Source organism: Flavobacterium niveum (assembly GCF_055231775.1).
The window spans coordinates 406,554-420,823 of record NZ_JBUYSX010000002.1; the positions used below are offsets into that span (position 1 = coordinate 406,554).

Sequence of the window (14,270 nt, forward strand, 5' to 3'; positions counted from 1 at the left end):
TTTTTTTAACAAAATTAACAGCTGTGTTTACATTATGTTTACATTTTAGCACGGCAACTGCACAGGATAATGCATTTTGGGACAAAGTGCAATTTGGTGGTGGTTTGGGTGTAGGTTTCGGTAGCGGCTATATCGATGTAAATCTTTCGCCGGGGGCTGTTTACTGGTTTAACCAATACATAGCCGCGGGGTCATCACTCCAGGGCAGCTATACCTACCAGCGCGACTGGTACAGGAATGCCATGTACGGCGGTTCTGTAATTGTGCTGGGCAACCCGATACCGGAAATACAGCTTTCTGCAGAGGTGCAGCAACTGCATATAAACCAAAGCTTTTACCTCAATAATAACGGGGTGTACCCGCCGGGTATTACTGATGCAAACAACAAGCGAAACTTCTGGAACACCGGTTTGTTTTTGGGGCTGGGCTACAGTTCAGACGGTGTTACCATAGGCCTGCGTTACAATGTGCTGTACCATGAAAATGATTTTATATACGGCGATGCACTGATGCCGTTTGTAAGGGTGTATTTTTAGCGAAGGTTATCCGGTGATGCGGTTATTCGTTAATTCGGAAGTAACCGAAAGGGAACACTGATGACACTGATTTTACAGATGTGCACAGGTTACAGGCAGGTAATATTCTAATAGAATCAGTGAAAATCCACTAAATCAGTGTCATCGGTGTTCCGAATAACCGCATCGCCAAATAACCTACAACCGTATACGGTATAGCTTGCCGCCGTCTTTTTTGTCTTTTTCGTCGGCTACCAGCAGGGTTTTATTATCCGTAAAGCAAATAGCTTCTTTTTGTGTAGTCTTTCCTAAATCGTAGGATTGTATGTTGCCATGGGTAAAATCATCGCCTTTATAACCTGTAATCAACCACAGTTTGGCGCCGCTTATCAGGGCTACGGTTTTGCCGTCGGGGCTAATGTCGGCACCCGCTATGGCACATTTACGGAAATTATCGCAGGTGCTAAAGCTGCCTAACGTGGTGATTTTGCCCTGTTTGGTTACTTTGCGTACCATGACAATATCGTCGGCAGGTACACAGCGGTTTTTGCTAAACAGGTAAAAGCTGCCTTTATACTCAAAAAATGCCTCGCAGTCGAAGTTGCGGTCTTTCTTCTTCGCCGGGAAATCCTTCTGATCCGGGTAGCTAAAAGCAGTAGTAGCAGTAACGGCTACATCCTTTCCGGGTTTGCCAAGGGTATAAATAGCCAGGTTAGTACGGTCGTTTTCATTATTGCCAAAATCGCCCAGGTACAGGTTGCCCTGCGGGTCGCTTGTAATGTCTTCCCAGTCGTGGTTTTTGGCATTGGTTACCGGTACTTCGGTATGCTTGCCTGTTTTTTGGTCAATAATGTATAACGAAGCATCGTTACCGCTGTCTTCGTGCGCCCACAGGGTGCCGTTTACATATTCCAGCCCCGATACCTCTTTAAGGTGCAGGGTGGCTATTTCCTGTATATCTATTTTTGGGGAATCAGTTTTTTTATCGGCACAGCAGGTAATGGCGGCGGCAAGCAGTATGCAGGCACCAGGCAATAATTTCTTCATAGCCATAAAGGTAGTTAAAAGCGGGTAAACCAACAAAAAAGCCGCACAGGCTGAAACCTGTGCGGCGGAATAATCAAAATATTTTTTGTAAGGATGCAACCTTACGCGTTTTGGCAACTTAAAGTTAAGCATTATGCCGGTATAATTACAATAGTTTGCCTTTATAATCGCCTATAGGCGTATTTTACCGATTAAAGGCAGCGGGTACTTATGCCAGCGGCATATCATACCACTGGGTTACCTGCATGCAGCTGCTGTTTTTAGTTTCACCCGGGCCGGTTATGCGTAGCCTCCAGCGGTAGCAGGCAGGTAATTGCGATTGTGGCTTTGTTACAAAAGGCAGGTTGTTAGATGCGTCATAAAACGTGCCGCCGGGGTACGATGTTATGCTTCCGTATCCTACGGTTATATCTTCGCAGTCGGTAGCCTGTATTTCAAGCTGTACGCTGTAACCGCTTGTGCGGCCTGCACCCGCAGGTATATTAGCGGTAAACGTCCACACCGGGTATTCAAAAGAACCGGTATTACTGTAATAAGCGGTAAGGTTGCTAAAGCATTCGTTAATAAGCTGGCCATCTTTCATTACGGTGGCATCGGTTTCCTTAGCTGTTAGTGCAGTGTTGTCGTTAATTGTGTCTTCGTCTGTAGAACAGGCAGCCATTAGTCCGGCAATCATCATCAATGTCAGTATTTTCTTCATTTTAAGGGCTTTATTTTTGTAAATGTAAAAATGCGGAATATACTTTTTTGGTAAATCCTTAAAAAAACGTTAAATAGTGCGTTTTGTACGTCCAATGGTTTGCTTTAGGATTTTATTGGCTGTTAACCCTGCGTTAATTGCATAGGCATTGCCAAAGGTGCGGGCTAACTTTATGATTATAAACGGGCAAGCAGATATTTCCTGACTGCCAAACTCATATAATTATGCATTCGGTAGTAGAAAAATACGAGGGTAATGAAACGGGAGAACTACGCAGCCTTTTTGAAAAGCAGCTGAAGGAACTGTACTGGACAGAACATATTACAGAAAACCTGCTGAAAGGGATTATTATGCAATCATCCAGCCGCGACCTGGAGAAAATACTGGATAAGCACCTGGCCGATACGGCTACACACATACACCGGCTAAGCGACGTGTTTGTGTCTACCGGTATAATACCCGAGCAGCTGCCTTACAATGCGCTGCAATGCCTGGTAGAGGAAACCGAAGAATTTATACGCAGTACCCGCCAGGGTGTGGTACGCGATGCCGGTATTATAGGGCTGCTGCAAAAGTTTAAGCATTATGAAATAGCCAGTTACGGCACCATGCGTGCCTTTGCGCTGGCATTGCGCGAGGAGGAAGCCGTAATACTGCTGGAACTTACCCTGCAGGATGAAAAGGGCGCCGACTTGCTGCTTACGGGTATTGCCGAGTCGCACATAAATATAGAAGCTGCCGATAAGGAAGTATAAAAAATAATCTAAGTAATTAGTTTAACCTAAATAAATACAGTTATGGAAACGAATGATAAAAGGGTGTATACCCACGAAGATGAAATGGAAAGGCTTCAGGAAATAAGGCATATGGCGCCTGATACTACATTGCCCTATGAAGATCCGGCATTAGTAAACCCAGAGGAGCTGGCCAGTTTCCCGAGGGCGGCTAAAAAAGTAGATGCGCAGCAGATAGAAAATGAAAGTGAAACGCGTATAGTAAGCGTAAAACAATCGCCGGTACGCGAGGGCCGTAATATAGTGCGTACCGATACCGCGCCGGACCCTGATGGCTTTATGTAAAAAAACCTAAAATCTTAAAATTAACGAAAAAGACATTGTTTATTAAGGCAATGTCTTTTTTTGTTAACTAATATTTAACTTTTTTTGTTAAAAAAAAGAATTAGATTTGATAGGTAAATTTTTACAATCAATCTAAACAAAATCTAATTTTTATGAAAGCAAAACTTCTTTTTGCTGCCGTATTTTTTGCGGCGGGTGGGGCATTGTATGCACAAACGACATCATTACCTACTACAGGAACAAATCCTGCTGGAACTTATGGAACTAATAATGTTTTTGTTGGTTCTTATGCTGGTTCAGATGTTAATAATACAGGAATTGCCAATGTATTTGTAGGATACCAAGCTGGCAAAGAAAATGAAGCGGCTGGATCATGTACATTTGTAGGATACCATGCCGGGCAAAACCATACGACTGCGGGAGGTAATACATTTATAGGCTCTGCTGCCGGAGAAAATAATATCCTGGGAGGCTCTAATACTTTTTTAGGATTACAGGCGGGCCAATCCAGTACTGCATCACAAAATACTTCAATAGGAGCTTTAGCCGGACAAAATGCCACCGCTTCATATAATGTTTTTGTAGGTTATGCTGCGGGTCAATATGCCGGTGGTAACAATTATAATACAATTGTTGGGTTTTTAGCAGGCCAGGCCAGTGCGGCAAATCCGAGTTCGGCATCACAATCATCATTCTTTGGAACTTGTGCCGGACAAAATAACCTTGCTACTGGGAATATTTATATCGGAACATATGCAGGCCGCTATATTACACTTACAACAAGTATTGAGAATACTATGGTAGGTACATCAGCCGGGGCAATATCAACGGCTGCCAAGCAAAATGTTTTTGTAGGAAATAATACAGGTCAGAATGCCGGAAACGGCAATGTTTTGCTTGGCTGTAGGGCAGGACAAGATTTAACAGGGTCGAATAATGTTTTTTTAGGATACTATGCCGGTAAAAGCCAGACTGCTGTAAATAATAAACTTTTTATTGCAAATTCAGATACGTCAAACCCGCTTATTTACGGTGAATTTGCTAATGGAAGTAATCCGGCGGTATTAAAGTTTAATGCAAAACAGGTAGGTATAGGTTATGAATCAGGAGGTTTTGGGGCATTTGATGCTACTACAACTGTTGTTCCTAACCTTTCTGATTACAGGCTTTTTGTAAAAGGTGGTATATTGGCTAAAGAAATAAGGGTGAGGACTGCCTGGGCAGACTATGTGTTTGAAAAAGGCTATAACCTGATGCCGCTTTCAGAAACTGAAAAATATATAACAAAAAACGGACACCTTCCTAACATGCCATCGGCAGTGGAAGTGGCAACTTCTGGAATAGAGCTTGGAACAATAGCAAAACTACAGCAGGAGAAAATAGAAGAGCTTACTCTCCATGTTATTGAACTAAACAAACAAGTAGAGCAACTGAAGAAGCAAAATAAAGAACTTGAAGAGCTAAAAGAAAAAGTAAACCAACTGCTAAACAAACAATAATATGAAAAAGCATATACAGCAATTGTTGCTTGTTGCTTTTTTATTGTTAGGGCTACAGTCTTTTGCTCAGGTAAGAGAGCAGTTAAGTTCTTCAAAGCAACGTATTGTCAAAGCACAGGCGACTGAAAAAGATATTGAGGTTTTTATATCGGAAAACATGTCTAAGTATGATTTGACAACCGATAAGTTAGCACAGATAAACAAAAAGTTCCGTGTTAAAAATAAAACTACTGATAATTCTCTTTTAATTGAAGATTATATTGTCGAAGTAAAACGTGTTGAGTTGAGGAAATTATATTTTCAAACATATTCAGCCGCTCGCGGAGTGTATAGTGTAGAAGAGGAAGAAATTCATTTTATATGCAATAACGGTAGTTTTGATGATGGTGTAACAGATGATTACGACTTTGTGTCAGACCCTGTTTTTGCTACTGCATATGATTGTGCCACACAGCCATCTACAGCGATTGTGCCATCGGCTACGATTAATGATTTTACAGGTTTTGCTACACTTGTGGATGATAATACAACAGTTTCTAATGGCTTTGACCCAACGCTTGAAGCAGCTGGGGTAGATGTGGCACGGATAAACAGTGGTACTACCGCCATAAAATTAAATGACAATGCCGGTAATAATACAGTTACTACTATGAGGAGGCCATTTATAGTAAGCTCTGGTGAAATAAGTTTTTCATATTCTTTCCTCGGGCATGACCCTGGTGGGGCTATAGATGAGCGACCTCATTTTAATGCACGTGTTATTTTGCCTGATGGCACATTGGTACAAGAGATTTGTTTATATGCTGATGCGGCAAACACTTTACAGTTTGACCATGTCGCAGATCCTAATCCACTTATTACTGCTCCTTTGGTATATACCGGCTGGCAATGTGCAGTGTTGCCGTTAGGTGATTTAGAAGAAGGAGAGGAAGCTATACTGGAGTTTACTGTTACAGATGCTGTTGTTAAAGACTTCTTTAGTACAGTATATATAGATGATATATGCGATTATAATGGAGGATGTAGCCCTAAGGTAGGTGCAATACGTTTGTATGCTGATAATACCAAATGCATGCCATGGCCAGTAAAAGTTAGCGGATATTATTCACTGCCATATACAACCAATACAGACCCTATTGTATACGGAACTTTAAATAACATTGTACTTAATGTGTATGAATATGGCACAGGTATGACAAATATGGTTTATACCAGTAGTTCTGCAGATTATTTAACTGACAGTCAATTTTATTTTGAAGTTGATGAAACTGATTTAAGTAGTACTATCCTGCAGTACGAATATAGTGTCACTGCAAATTTCACAGTACTGGGTAATAATTATTCGGTTACATACACTTCTTCGTTGGTAGGGCCGGATCTTGATATTACCAATTGCGTTACAGATTGTGTTGATTGCCCGGTTATAACTACTGATGTTTCGTCAGGTACAGATTATGTTCAATCAAAAGTTTGCATAAAAGCTTCAAATACAATTGCCGGTAGTAGTACGGAAGCAGTATATCATGCAGGTGAATATATATTGCTTGAAGATGGGTTTGATGCAATTAGTGAAAGTAAAAGCCGTTTTTACATATTAGGCTGTACAAATCCTGAAACTTATGTCTTAAGGCAGGTTGTTCTTCCAAAAGTAAAACCAAAGATAGACCTTGTTGAGGTAAACAGTAACGGCGCTGATATTGTAATTTACCCGAATCCGACAGATAGTGAAATTACAATAGAAGCCGGTGGACTCACTGTTACAAAGGTGGGTATTTATGGTATAGATGGTAAACTTGTGTATTCTAATACACCAGAAGATAATGCGGGTACAAATAGCATAAACCTGTCGCACTTAACACAAGGTATTTATATGGTGTCTGTTACCACGTCAAATGGTGTAGTAACCACTCGTAAAATTGTGAAAAGGTAACTAAGGTTATTATATTCAATTATTCAATCCCTGTTATAAATTATAACAGGGATTTTTGTTTCTCTTATTTTAAGGTATATAAAAACAAAAAATCCCCACGCTAAGCGTGGGGATTTTAGTATATCTAAGTTTATAAAATCTTAGTGGGTAATTTTCTTAAGTACTTCCTGGTTAGCATCAAGCTTGGCCATTTTGTCAGCGCTAAGGGTAGCCCTTAGTTTAGCCTCTATACTTTGAGAAATAATAGCATTGCGCTCAGGGCTTCCATTGGCAACGGCTACTTCGCGGAAATTGCGGTATTTAGTTGTAAACAGCTCCTGGAAAGTAGATTTCTCACTGTCTGTAAGGGTAACTACAGTGTTAAGGCTGGCTACATCATTTTTAGCAGCTTTTGTAATGTCAGCATCGCTTAGCTGAGTTTGTGTTTTTACAGTAGCAGGCGCAGCGGCCTTTTTTTGCTGTGCTGAAGCTGTGAAGCCAACACCAAGCGAAAGAGCAATCAAAGCAATTATTTTTTTCATGACAATTATAGTTTTTGTTTAGTGTTTATTTCGTCAAATCTAATTAATTTACAAAACAACACAAAACTTTAACACATAAAATTTACCTTCTGTGCGCTTTTTTTGCCTTAATACCGCCTTCCGGCCTTTTTGCAGCACGTTCCTTATGCAGTTTTTCAAATTTTGTAAACTGCTCAGGGGTAAGTATCTTCTTCATTTCGCGCTTCATGGCTATCTGCTCGTCCAGCATTTTGCTCTTCATGGCATAGCGTTCGTCGGCAGTGGGCACCTTACCGGCTTCACGGTCGGCTTTCATTTTGTCGTGTGCTTCCTGTTTTTTCAGTTCGCGGTCCAGTACCAGCTTTTGTATATCTTTTTGCTGCTTATCGGTAAGGTCCAGTGCCAGGGTAAGGCGCTTGGCCTTCAGTTCGGCACGTTGCTGCGGGGTTAGTTTTTCTTTGCCTCCCCTCATAGGGCCATCGGCTTCAAATTCGGGTCCACCCATTCCTTCGTCATAAAACGCCACATCTGCACCGTCTGTACCCGGGCCTGCATGCCTTTCATCAAAACCCCTCTCTTCCTGGGCAGCCACGGTAAAGGCTGCCATCATAGCAATTGCTGCAATTAACGTTCTCATCTTTTTTCCAATTTAATTGTTATACCTCTTTGACGACGTTTTTGCAAAAAAGTTTAATTAATATGACATTTATCCTGTTTATTTAACATTTGGGGTGTACTTTTGCATCCGTGAAAAACCTTGTTTTCGTAATAGTATTCTTTATTATGGCACGGCCTGTAATGCCCGTGCTGGAATACATTATTAATTACGATTACATAGCCAAAGAACTGTGCGAAAACAAGGCAAAGCCCCAAATGCACTGTAACGGTAAGTGTCATCTTATGAAACAGCTGGCCAAAGCCGCCGAACAGGAAAAACCTGCCCCTGACAAAAAATCGGCACACGCTGAAGCGGAAGTACTGTTTTGCCACTCACTTACAGGCTATGTTTTTTTGGCTCCGGTTTTCGCCCCGAAAAAAACACAGGTTTATTACCATAACCATTACTCACACCTTTCATTAGCATCGGTATTCCATCCGCCTGCTGTTATTGCTTAAAAAATTATTGGCCATGTTAAATGTCATGTAGAGAAGCTAAAGCGTAGCGTTTCTATTGATATTGTTATACCCAAAAACTTTGCGTCTTCGCGTCTTTGCGAGGGTTTGTAATTTTTGGGAGGAATAGCACGGCTTTATCTTACGGCATGATGATTCAGTCTTTGCCGTGAAAATTATTTAATCAATAACATCACATTAATTTTAAAAAGGATGAAATTCCGAAACCTGCTTTTCCCTGCACTTGCTGTAGCAGCATTTGCGTGTACATCATGTAATAACAACGACGATACCATAAACGACACTACCGGCACCGGTGCACTCGATGTAGAGTTTGACAATGCTTTTAACGGCGACGACCTTATACTGGGCAGCCCGTACACTACGTCGCTTAACGAAACCCTGAAGATAAGCACCGTAAAATACATCATCAGCAACATAGTGCTTACCAAAGCCGATGGTACCACCTATACCTACCCGAAAAGCGAAAGCTATTTTATTGTGAACGAAGCCAATGCCAACACTCATATACTGCACCTTACCGGTGTGCCTGCGGGCGATTATACCAAAGTGAAATTTGGCATCGGCGTAGACCAGGAGCAGTTTAACCAGGGTGCTGACGGACAGGGTAATTTCCTTGCCACTGCACAAGCCGAAGACATGCTGTGGAGCTGGAGTGCAGGCTATAAATTTGTGGCGTACGAAGGTACATTTACGTCGGCTACGGTAACTACCGATACTTCATTTATGGTACATACCGGCCAAACGGGTACCGACTACAACTATGTGGAGGTAACACTGGATATGCCTACTAAAGCCCTGGTACGCCAAAATATAAACCCGGTTGTACACATTATTACCAATGTGGCCAAATTTACCGACGGCACCAACAAGATAAGCCTTACCGATAACAATGCTATGGGTATGGGCGCCATGATTATGGGTGGCGACCAGCTTCCGCTGATTATGGCAAATGTTACCGGGGCGTTTACGGTAGACCACGTGCATAATGATTAATGCCATGAAGCTTTATTACCTTGTTGCTGTAGCACTGCCCCTGCTTATATCATGCGGGGGCAGCGACAGCGATTATACCGATATACCGCTTGACGCACGGCAGCCGGCCAACTTCCCTGCCATGACCTACGATACCGGGATAAACCCACTTACACAAAAGGGTTTCGAACTGGGGCGCAAGCTGTTTTATGACGGCCGCCTTAGTGCCGATGGGTTGGTAAGCTGCGCGTTTTGCCACATACAGGAAGATGCCTTTACTCACCACGGGCACACCGTGAGCCACGGGGTAGACAACCGTATGGGTACCCGAAATGCGCCTGCCATACAAAACATGGCATTTATGTCGTCTTATATGTGGGACGGCGTTACCACCCACCTGGACCTGCAACCGCTGATACCGCTGACCAGCGAGGTGGAAATGCAGGGCGACCTGAATGCAATACTTGATATGATGAAGGCCGATAAGGAGTACCGTAAACTGTTTGCGCAGGCATTTCCTGATGAGGAGATTACGGTAGAAAACATGCTGAAAGCCATGTCGCAGTTTATGGTGATGCTGGTTTCGGCTGATTCGCGTTTTGATAAATACCGCCGTGGCGAAACGGGCGGTACACTTACAGCAGAGGAGATGGAAGGTTATAATCTTTTCACTCAAAAGTGCGCTTCCTGCCACGCTACCGATTTGCAAACCGACGGCAGCTATCGCAACAACGGCCTTACCGTAAACCCATTGGTAAACGATGTGGGCCGCTATAAGGTTACCGAACAGGATGCCGACTATTATAAATTCCGCGTGCCCAGCCTGCGGAATGTAGCCCTTACTGCACCTTACATGCACGATGGGCGTTTCGGTTCGCTGCAAAGCGTGCTGAACCATTACAGTACCGGTATACAGGACAGCCCTACGCTGGACCCACTGCTGAAGCAAAACGGTACCCCCGGCATACCACTTACCGATGCTGAAAAACAGGCCATAATCGCCTTTCTTAATACCCTTACTGATGAGGAGTTTATCAGTAACCCAAATTATAATTTCCAGTAAAATGAAACATATTTTCTTAGCCCTGTTGTTTACGTTTGTTGCCGCAAAGGCCAATGCCACCACTACGCCACCACCTGATTTTAAGCACTTCCTCGAAGAATTTGACTGCGATGCCTGTGGCTGCTCGGCCAGTGGCGGGGGCATGGGCTTCAGCTCTATGATAGACCGTAATTTTGTGGGGCTACGCTATTTTTACCAAAGCTACACCAGCCGTAACGGCATCTTTAACAACTCGCCCTGGGTAAATGAAAACTTCAATACCGTGCAGCTGTGGGCGCGTATACCGGTGGCCAAAAAGGCACAGGTATCGGCGCAGGTACCGTACCATTTCTTTGACCGCGACCTCAGTACGGGCTACCAGTCCGTTAACGGCATGGGTGATGTTACCGTGCTGGGGCTGTACACGGCTTACCAAACCAAAAAAGACAGTGCTGCTGTAAGCCACGTACTGCAACTGGGCGGTGGTGTAAAAGCGCCTGTGGGCAAGTACGATGCTGCCAATAACGGTAGTGTAAACCCCAGTTTCCAGTTGGGTACCGGCAGTTGGGATTACCTCGCCGTAGCCGAATATGTGCTGCGCTATAACAGCTGGGGGCTTAATGCCATGGGTACTTATATTTATAAGACAGAGAACAGTAAGCACTACCAGTTTGGCAACCAGGTAAACTATGCCGCTACGGCCTTTTATACTACTGAGGCCGGTAAGGTAGTGCTGGCGCCACAGGCAGGTGTGGCAGGCGAAGTATATGCCACTAACAGGCAGTACGGGCAGGATGTACCCCAAACCAAAGGCGATATACTTTTTGCCAAAGCAGGAGTAGAAGCCGGTTTGGGTAAATTTTCATTGGGCGTAAACGGCATGCTGCCTATAAGCCAGAACCTTACCGGGGGCAGGGTAGAGGCCAATTACCGCTGGTCTGTAAATGTTAATTATAGTTTGTAGGGGGCTGTTTTATGATAGGCAAAAGGCAAAAGGGATAAGGCAAAAGTGTTTGATGCACGAGTGAAGCTACTTTTGCCTTATCCCTTTTGCCTATTATTGCTAAGCAACTTCTCTAAATAACAAAGGACACCCCTCGTGGTGCCCAGTGTCTTCGTACAAGATTTTAGATTTTCCTGCGGTGATGTATCGTTAAATAGTGTTAGCTGTTTATAAGCTCGTTAGTGCTCCAGTATTCTATAAGCTTTTTGGTATTGCTCATATACTCCTCATGCTTTAGCGGTTTTACCACATAGCCTGCTATACCTATATTATAACATTCTTTAATATCAGTATGGTTTGTAGAGGTAGTAAGTATTACGGTAGGTATGGTTTTACGGCTGTCGTCTTGTTTCAGTATTTTAAGAAACTCGATGCCGTTCATTTTAGGCATGTTCAGGTCCAGGATAATGATGTCCGGGTTTACTTCCCTGTCCTTGAGTATCTCAAGGGCCTGGGCACCATCATTGGCCTCCACAATCTTGTGGTGCAGTTCAAGGTTCTTCACAACTTTGTTGAATTTCATTACCTCGATTGCATCGTCTTCTACTAATAATATATTTAAGGGCCTTGACATTTCTTTCCGTTTTATAGGAACAAATGTACAAAGCCCTTAAAGTTTATTTTGTCAGTTTTAGCTTAACAGTGCCTGAGTGTCGTTGAACGGTAGTTTAAAGACGTTAAGCTGTTTTTTAGCTAAAACTTTAAGATTTAATTAAGAATTGAATATTGCCTAAAGCATGTTCAGGCGCTTCATCAGCTCGGGCCTGTTGGCACGGCTTACCGGGATTACATCCTTGCCTATAAGCACGCTGTTGTCCTCTATATCCACAATCTTTTTGGTATTGATTATGTAGGTACGGTGCACTTTAAGGAAAAGGCTGGCAGGCAGTTTTTCCTCTATCTTTTTAAGGGTGCTGTGTACTATATAGTTTTTTGTTTCGGTTTTTATGTGGATGTAGTCGCCTTTGGCCTCCACCACGTTTACCGACGGTATGTCTATCTTAATAAGCCTGCGGTCTATGTTTACGTAGAACTCGGTAGCCGTATCTGCCGGAGCTACCTGTGTAGGCGCGTCGGTTGCAGGAGCCGGTGCCGTGGCGCCGCTTACCGGCGTAACCGATGGTGCCGGTGCCGATGCCCTTAGCGATTTGGCCTTGCGTACCGCCCTGAAGAAACGTTCCTCTGTAATGGGTTTTACCAAATAGTCTACAATACAGTCGTATTCAAAAGCCTCTGTGGCAAAGTTTTTGTCTGAAGTAACCAGTACCACAGCCGGTGGGTTCTTTATGGTTTGTATAAAATCAAACCCCGTAAAGTCGGGCATGTGTATATCCAGGAAGATAAGGTCGGTATCTTCATGCTGGTTCAGGTGCTTCATGGCATGCATGGCGTTGCTGTAAGTACCTGCTATGGTAAGCTCAGGGTCTTTAGCAGCCAATCCTTCAAGGATGTTGCGTGCCAGTGTTTCGTCGTCAACAATAATGCAATTCATAGTTGGATAAAATGCTATAGCCCGGCCGTAAATGCAGCCATATTGTTCAGTACGGCTTCAAAATCAGGCGCAAGGGTAGTTTCGTTGTTCTTTAACTGGTCTTCAAAATCTGCGGCAAGATAGTAACTTTTTTCTAATCCTAAAATGCTGATTTTGTGCTTCAGCTTGTGCACATGCTCTGCCGATGCTTTATAATCGCCGCCGGTGTAGCTGTTGTTGTAGGCTGCTATTTCCTGCGGAAGTTCTGTTTTAATGGTTTTTATGAGGATGGCCTTAAAATCTTCATCGTCCCCGGCCAGGGTATTTATATAGTCCAGGTTAGGCTGTTCCATTTTTTAGGTAAAGTAAAATAAAAAGTTGTTCCTTCGTTTTCTACGCTTTCCAGCCAAAGGCGTCCTTCGTAGCGGGCTATAATCTTTTTAACGATAGAAAGCCCGATGCCCGATGACTGGCTGTTATTGTCAAGCTTTGTAAATATATTAAAAATTTTCTCGAAGTACATTTTCGGGATGCCTTTTCCGTTGTCTTTTACAAAAAACAGGTAGTTGCCGGGCTGGTCTTCAAAGCCCACCTCTATAATTCCCTGTGGCTTGTCGTTGTATTTTATGGCATTTTCTATCAGGTTCTGGAACAGCTGCCTGTAGCGGTAGTAGTTGCCTTCTATACGGGGCAGGTTAGGGGCTACTGTTATCTGCACGCCGTTCGGCCTGCCTATGGTAAGCAGCAGTTCGTGCAGCACCTCATTAAAGTTTACCGGGCGGCTTTCGGTTTCATGGCGGTCTATAGACGAATATTCCAGGATGCCCTTAATCAGCAGGTCCATCTTTTCGGTATTGAAAAGAACCAGGTTCAGCGAGTTCAGGCTTTCCTCATCCAGCTTGTCGCGGTTGTCTTCCACTACCCAGGTAATAAGCGTGTTTATAGTGCGCAGCGGCGCCTTAAGGTCGTGGCTTACCATATGGGCATAGTCGTTCAGCTCCTGGTTTTGCTCGGCAAGGTTTTTCAGCAGTTCTTCGCGCTGGGCATTTATTTTAATGATTTCCTCGGCCTGTTCCTTTATGTGTTCGGCAGGGTTAAAGTGGTCATCGGCAGTATTGGCTACCGCCAGTTTCATGGAAAATAATATGGAATTAAGGTCGTTATTCAGTTCCTTAAGGGTGTCGGTTTCGCTACGCAGCTTTTCGTTGGCTTCAAACAATTCATCCGAACTCAGCCTGAGGGCGTGCTGTAATAGTGCCACCTGGTCTTCATAATGGTCAAATGCACCGCTTACGGCAGAAAGGAACGGCTCCAACGCGGCAAGGTCGGCCCCGGGGAGGTGTTTCTTGAGTTGCCTTGCCAGCAGCGAATTCAT

At 43.6% G+C, this 14,270-nt stretch carries 17 protein-coding genes; 9 read left to right on the forward strand and 8 right to left on the reverse strand.

All coding sequences use genetic code 11. The features are described from left to right. Positions 1-23 precede the first annotated feature (23 nt). Positions 24-536, forward strand: a complete 513-nt coding sequence (locus ACZIX4_RS07205; protein ID WP_463334944.1) for a hypothetical protein — start codon at positions 24-26, stop codon at positions 534-536. A 177-nt stretch (positions 537-713) separates the two neighbouring features. Here ACZIX4_RS07205 and ACZIX4_RS07210 read toward each other — a convergent pair whose 3' ends face one another. Both ACZIX4_RS07210 and ACZIX4_RS07215 read right to left on the reverse strand, forming a co-directional pair. Next, positions 714-1,562, reverse strand: a complete 849-nt coding sequence (locus ACZIX4_RS07210; RefSeq protein WP_463334945.1) for a hypothetical protein — start codon at positions 1,560-1,562, stop codon at positions 714-716. A 208-nt stretch (positions 1,563-1,770) separates the two neighbouring features. Then, positions 1,771-2,262 (reverse strand): hypothetical protein, encoded by a 492-nt coding sequence (locus tag ACZIX4_RS07215; RefSeq protein WP_463334946.1) that lies wholly within the window; start codon positions 2,260-2,262, stop codon positions 1,771-1,773. Between the two features lie 224 nt (positions 2,263-2,486). On the opposite strand from ACZIX4_RS07215, the gene ACZIX4_RS07220 reads away from it, so the two are divergent. The 4 genes from ACZIX4_RS07220 (at position 2,487) to ACZIX4_RS07235 (ending at position 6,770) form a co-directional block, all read left to right on the forward strand. Beyond that, positions 2,487-3,017, forward strand: coding sequence for a YciE/YciF ferroxidase family protein (locus ACZIX4_RS07220; RefSeq protein ID WP_463334947.1), 531 nt, complete (start codon positions 2,487-2,489; stop codon positions 3,015-3,017). Between the two features lie 42 nt (positions 3,018-3,059). Then, positions 3,060-3,341, forward strand: a complete 282-nt coding sequence (locus ACZIX4_RS07225; RefSeq protein WP_463334948.1) for a hypothetical protein — start codon at positions 3,060-3,062, stop codon at positions 3,339-3,341. A gap of 152 nt (positions 3,342-3,493) precedes the next feature. Beyond that, a complete protein-coding gene (locus tag ACZIX4_RS07230) occupies positions 3,494-4,840 on the forward strand; it encodes a hypothetical protein (protein WP_463334949.1) in 1,347 nt (448 codons plus the stop codon). 1 nt (position 4,841) lies between these two features. Then, the gene (locus tag ACZIX4_RS07235; protein ID WP_463334950.1) at positions 4,842-6,770 is read left to right on the forward strand and encodes a T9SS type A sorting domain-containing protein; all 1,929 of its coding nucleotides are present in this window, start codon (positions 4,842-4,844) and stop codon (positions 6,768-6,770) included. A 140-nt stretch (positions 6,771-6,910) separates the two neighbouring features. On the opposite strand, the gene ACZIX4_RS07240 is transcribed toward ACZIX4_RS07235, so the two are convergent. Together ACZIX4_RS07240 and ACZIX4_RS07245 are read right to left on the reverse strand one after the other, a co-directional pair. Then, positions 6,911-7,291 (reverse strand): hypothetical protein, encoded by a 381-nt coding sequence (locus ACZIX4_RS07240; RefSeq protein ID WP_463334951.1) that lies wholly within the window; start codon positions 7,289-7,291, stop codon positions 6,911-6,913. A gap of 82 nt (positions 7,292-7,373) precedes the next feature. Beyond that, positions 7,374-7,907, reverse strand: a complete 534-nt coding sequence (locus ACZIX4_RS07245) for a Spy/CpxP family protein refolding chaperone (protein WP_463334952.1) — start codon at positions 7,905-7,907, stop codon at positions 7,374-7,376. Between the two features lie 110 nt (positions 7,908-8,017). Between ACZIX4_RS07245 and ACZIX4_RS07250 the strand changes: the two genes are divergently transcribed. The 4 genes from ACZIX4_RS07250 (at position 8,018) to ACZIX4_RS07265 (ending at position 11,385) form a co-directional block, all read left to right on the forward strand. Then, the gene (locus ACZIX4_RS07250; protein WP_463334953.1) at positions 8,018-8,386 is read left to right on the forward strand and encodes a hypothetical protein; all 369 of its coding nucleotides are present in this window, start codon (positions 8,018-8,020) and stop codon (positions 8,384-8,386) included. A 210-nt stretch (positions 8,387-8,596) separates the two neighbouring features. Further along, entirely contained in the window at positions 8,597-9,400 is an 804-nt protein-coding gene (locus tag ACZIX4_RS07255) for an MbnP family protein (protein WP_463334954.1), read from the forward strand. A gap of 4 nt (positions 9,401-9,404) precedes the next feature. Then, complete coding sequence (locus ACZIX4_RS07260; RefSeq protein ID WP_463334955.1) at positions 9,405-10,442, forward strand: cytochrome-c peroxidase; 1,038 nt, start codon at positions 9,405-9,407, stop codon at positions 10,440-10,442. A 1-nt stretch (position 10,443) separates the two neighbouring features. Beyond that, the gene (locus ACZIX4_RS07265; protein ID WP_463334956.1) at positions 10,444-11,385 is read left to right on the forward strand and encodes a transporter family protein; all 942 of its coding nucleotides are present in this window, start codon (positions 10,444-10,446) and stop codon (positions 11,383-11,385) included. A 199-nt stretch (positions 11,386-11,584) separates the two neighbouring features. Here ACZIX4_RS07265 and ACZIX4_RS07270 read toward each other — a convergent pair whose 3' ends face one another. The 4 genes from ACZIX4_RS07270 to ACZIX4_RS07285 form a co-directional block, all read right to left on the reverse strand. After that, entirely contained in the window at positions 11,585-11,998 is a 414-nt protein-coding gene (locus ACZIX4_RS07270) for a response regulator (RefSeq protein WP_463334957.1), read from the reverse strand. A gap of 156 nt (positions 11,999-12,154) precedes the next feature. After that, complete coding sequence (locus ACZIX4_RS07275) at positions 12,155-12,916, reverse strand: LytR/AlgR family response regulator transcription factor (protein WP_463334958.1); 762 nt, start codon at positions 12,914-12,916, stop codon at positions 12,155-12,157. 14 nt (positions 12,917-12,930) lie between these two features. Continuing rightward, positions 12,931-13,248 (reverse strand): Hpt domain-containing protein, encoded by a 318-nt coding sequence (locus ACZIX4_RS07280; protein ID WP_463334959.1) that lies wholly within the window; start codon positions 13,246-13,248, stop codon positions 12,931-12,933. Then, positions 13,221-14,270, reverse strand: a complete 1,050-nt coding sequence (locus ACZIX4_RS07285) for a sensor histidine kinase (protein WP_463334960.1) — start codon at positions 14,268-14,270, stop codon at positions 13,221-13,223. Before ACZIX4_RS07285 ends, ACZIX4_RS07280 begins: the two co-directional genes overlap by 28 nt.

Bases quoted from the DNA above. Each gene is read 5' to 3' on its own strand.
- ACZIX4_RS07210 (WP_463334945.1), bottom strand. From the start codon at position 1,562: ATGAAGAAATTATTGCCTGGTGCCTGCATACTGCTTGCCGCCGCCATT.
- ACZIX4_RS07215 (WP_463334946.1), bottom strand. From the start codon at position 2,262: ATGAAGAAAATACTGACATTGATGATGATTGCCGGACTAATGGCTGCC.
- ACZIX4_RS07220 (WP_463334947.1), top strand. From the start codon at position 2,487: ATGCATTCGGTAGTAGAAAAATACGAGGGTAATGAAACGGGAGAACTA.
- ACZIX4_RS07225 (WP_463334948.1), top strand. From the start codon at position 3,060: ATGGAAACGAATGATAAAAGGGTGTATACCCACGAAGATGAAATGGAA.
- ACZIX4_RS07230 (WP_463334949.1), top strand. From the start codon at position 3,494: ATGAAAGCAAAACTTCTTTTTGCTGCCGTATTTTTTGCGGCGGGTGGG.
- ACZIX4_RS07235 (WP_463334950.1), top strand. From the start codon at position 4,842: ATGAAAAAGCATATACAGCAATTGTTGCTTGTTGCTTTTTTATTGTTA.
- ACZIX4_RS07240 (WP_463334951.1), bottom strand. From the start codon at position 7,291: ATGAAAAAAATAATTGCTTTGATTGCTCTTTCGCTTGGTGTTGGCTTC.
- ACZIX4_RS07245 (WP_463334952.1), bottom strand. From the start codon at position 7,907: ATGAGAACGTTAATTGCAGCAATTGCTATGATGGCAGCCTTTACCGTG.
- ACZIX4_RS07255 (WP_463334954.1), top strand. From the start codon at position 8,597: ATGAAATTCCGAAACCTGCTTTTCCCTGCACTTGCTGTAGCAGCATTT.
- ACZIX4_RS07260 (WP_463334955.1), top strand. From the start codon at position 9,405: ATGAAGCTTTATTACCTTGTTGCTGTAGCACTGCCCCTGCTTATATCA.
- ACZIX4_RS07265 (WP_463334956.1), top strand. From the start codon at position 10,444: ATGAAACATATTTTCTTAGCCCTGTTGTTTACGTTTGTTGCCGCAAAG.
- ACZIX4_RS07270 (WP_463334957.1), bottom strand. From the start codon at position 11,998: ATGTCAAGGCCCTTAAATATATTATTAGTAGAAGACGATGCAATCGAG.
- ACZIX4_RS07275 (WP_463334958.1), bottom strand. From the start codon at position 12,916: ATGAATTGCATTATTGTTGACGACGAAACACTGGCACGCAACATCCTT.
- ACZIX4_RS07280 (WP_463334959.1), bottom strand. From the start codon at position 13,248: ATGGAACAGCCTAACCTGGACTATATAAATACCCTGGCCGGGGACGAT.
- ACZIX4_RS07285 (WP_463334960.1), bottom strand. From the start codon at position 14,270: ATGAATTCGCTGCTGGCAAGGCAACTCAAGAAACACCTCCCCGGGGCC.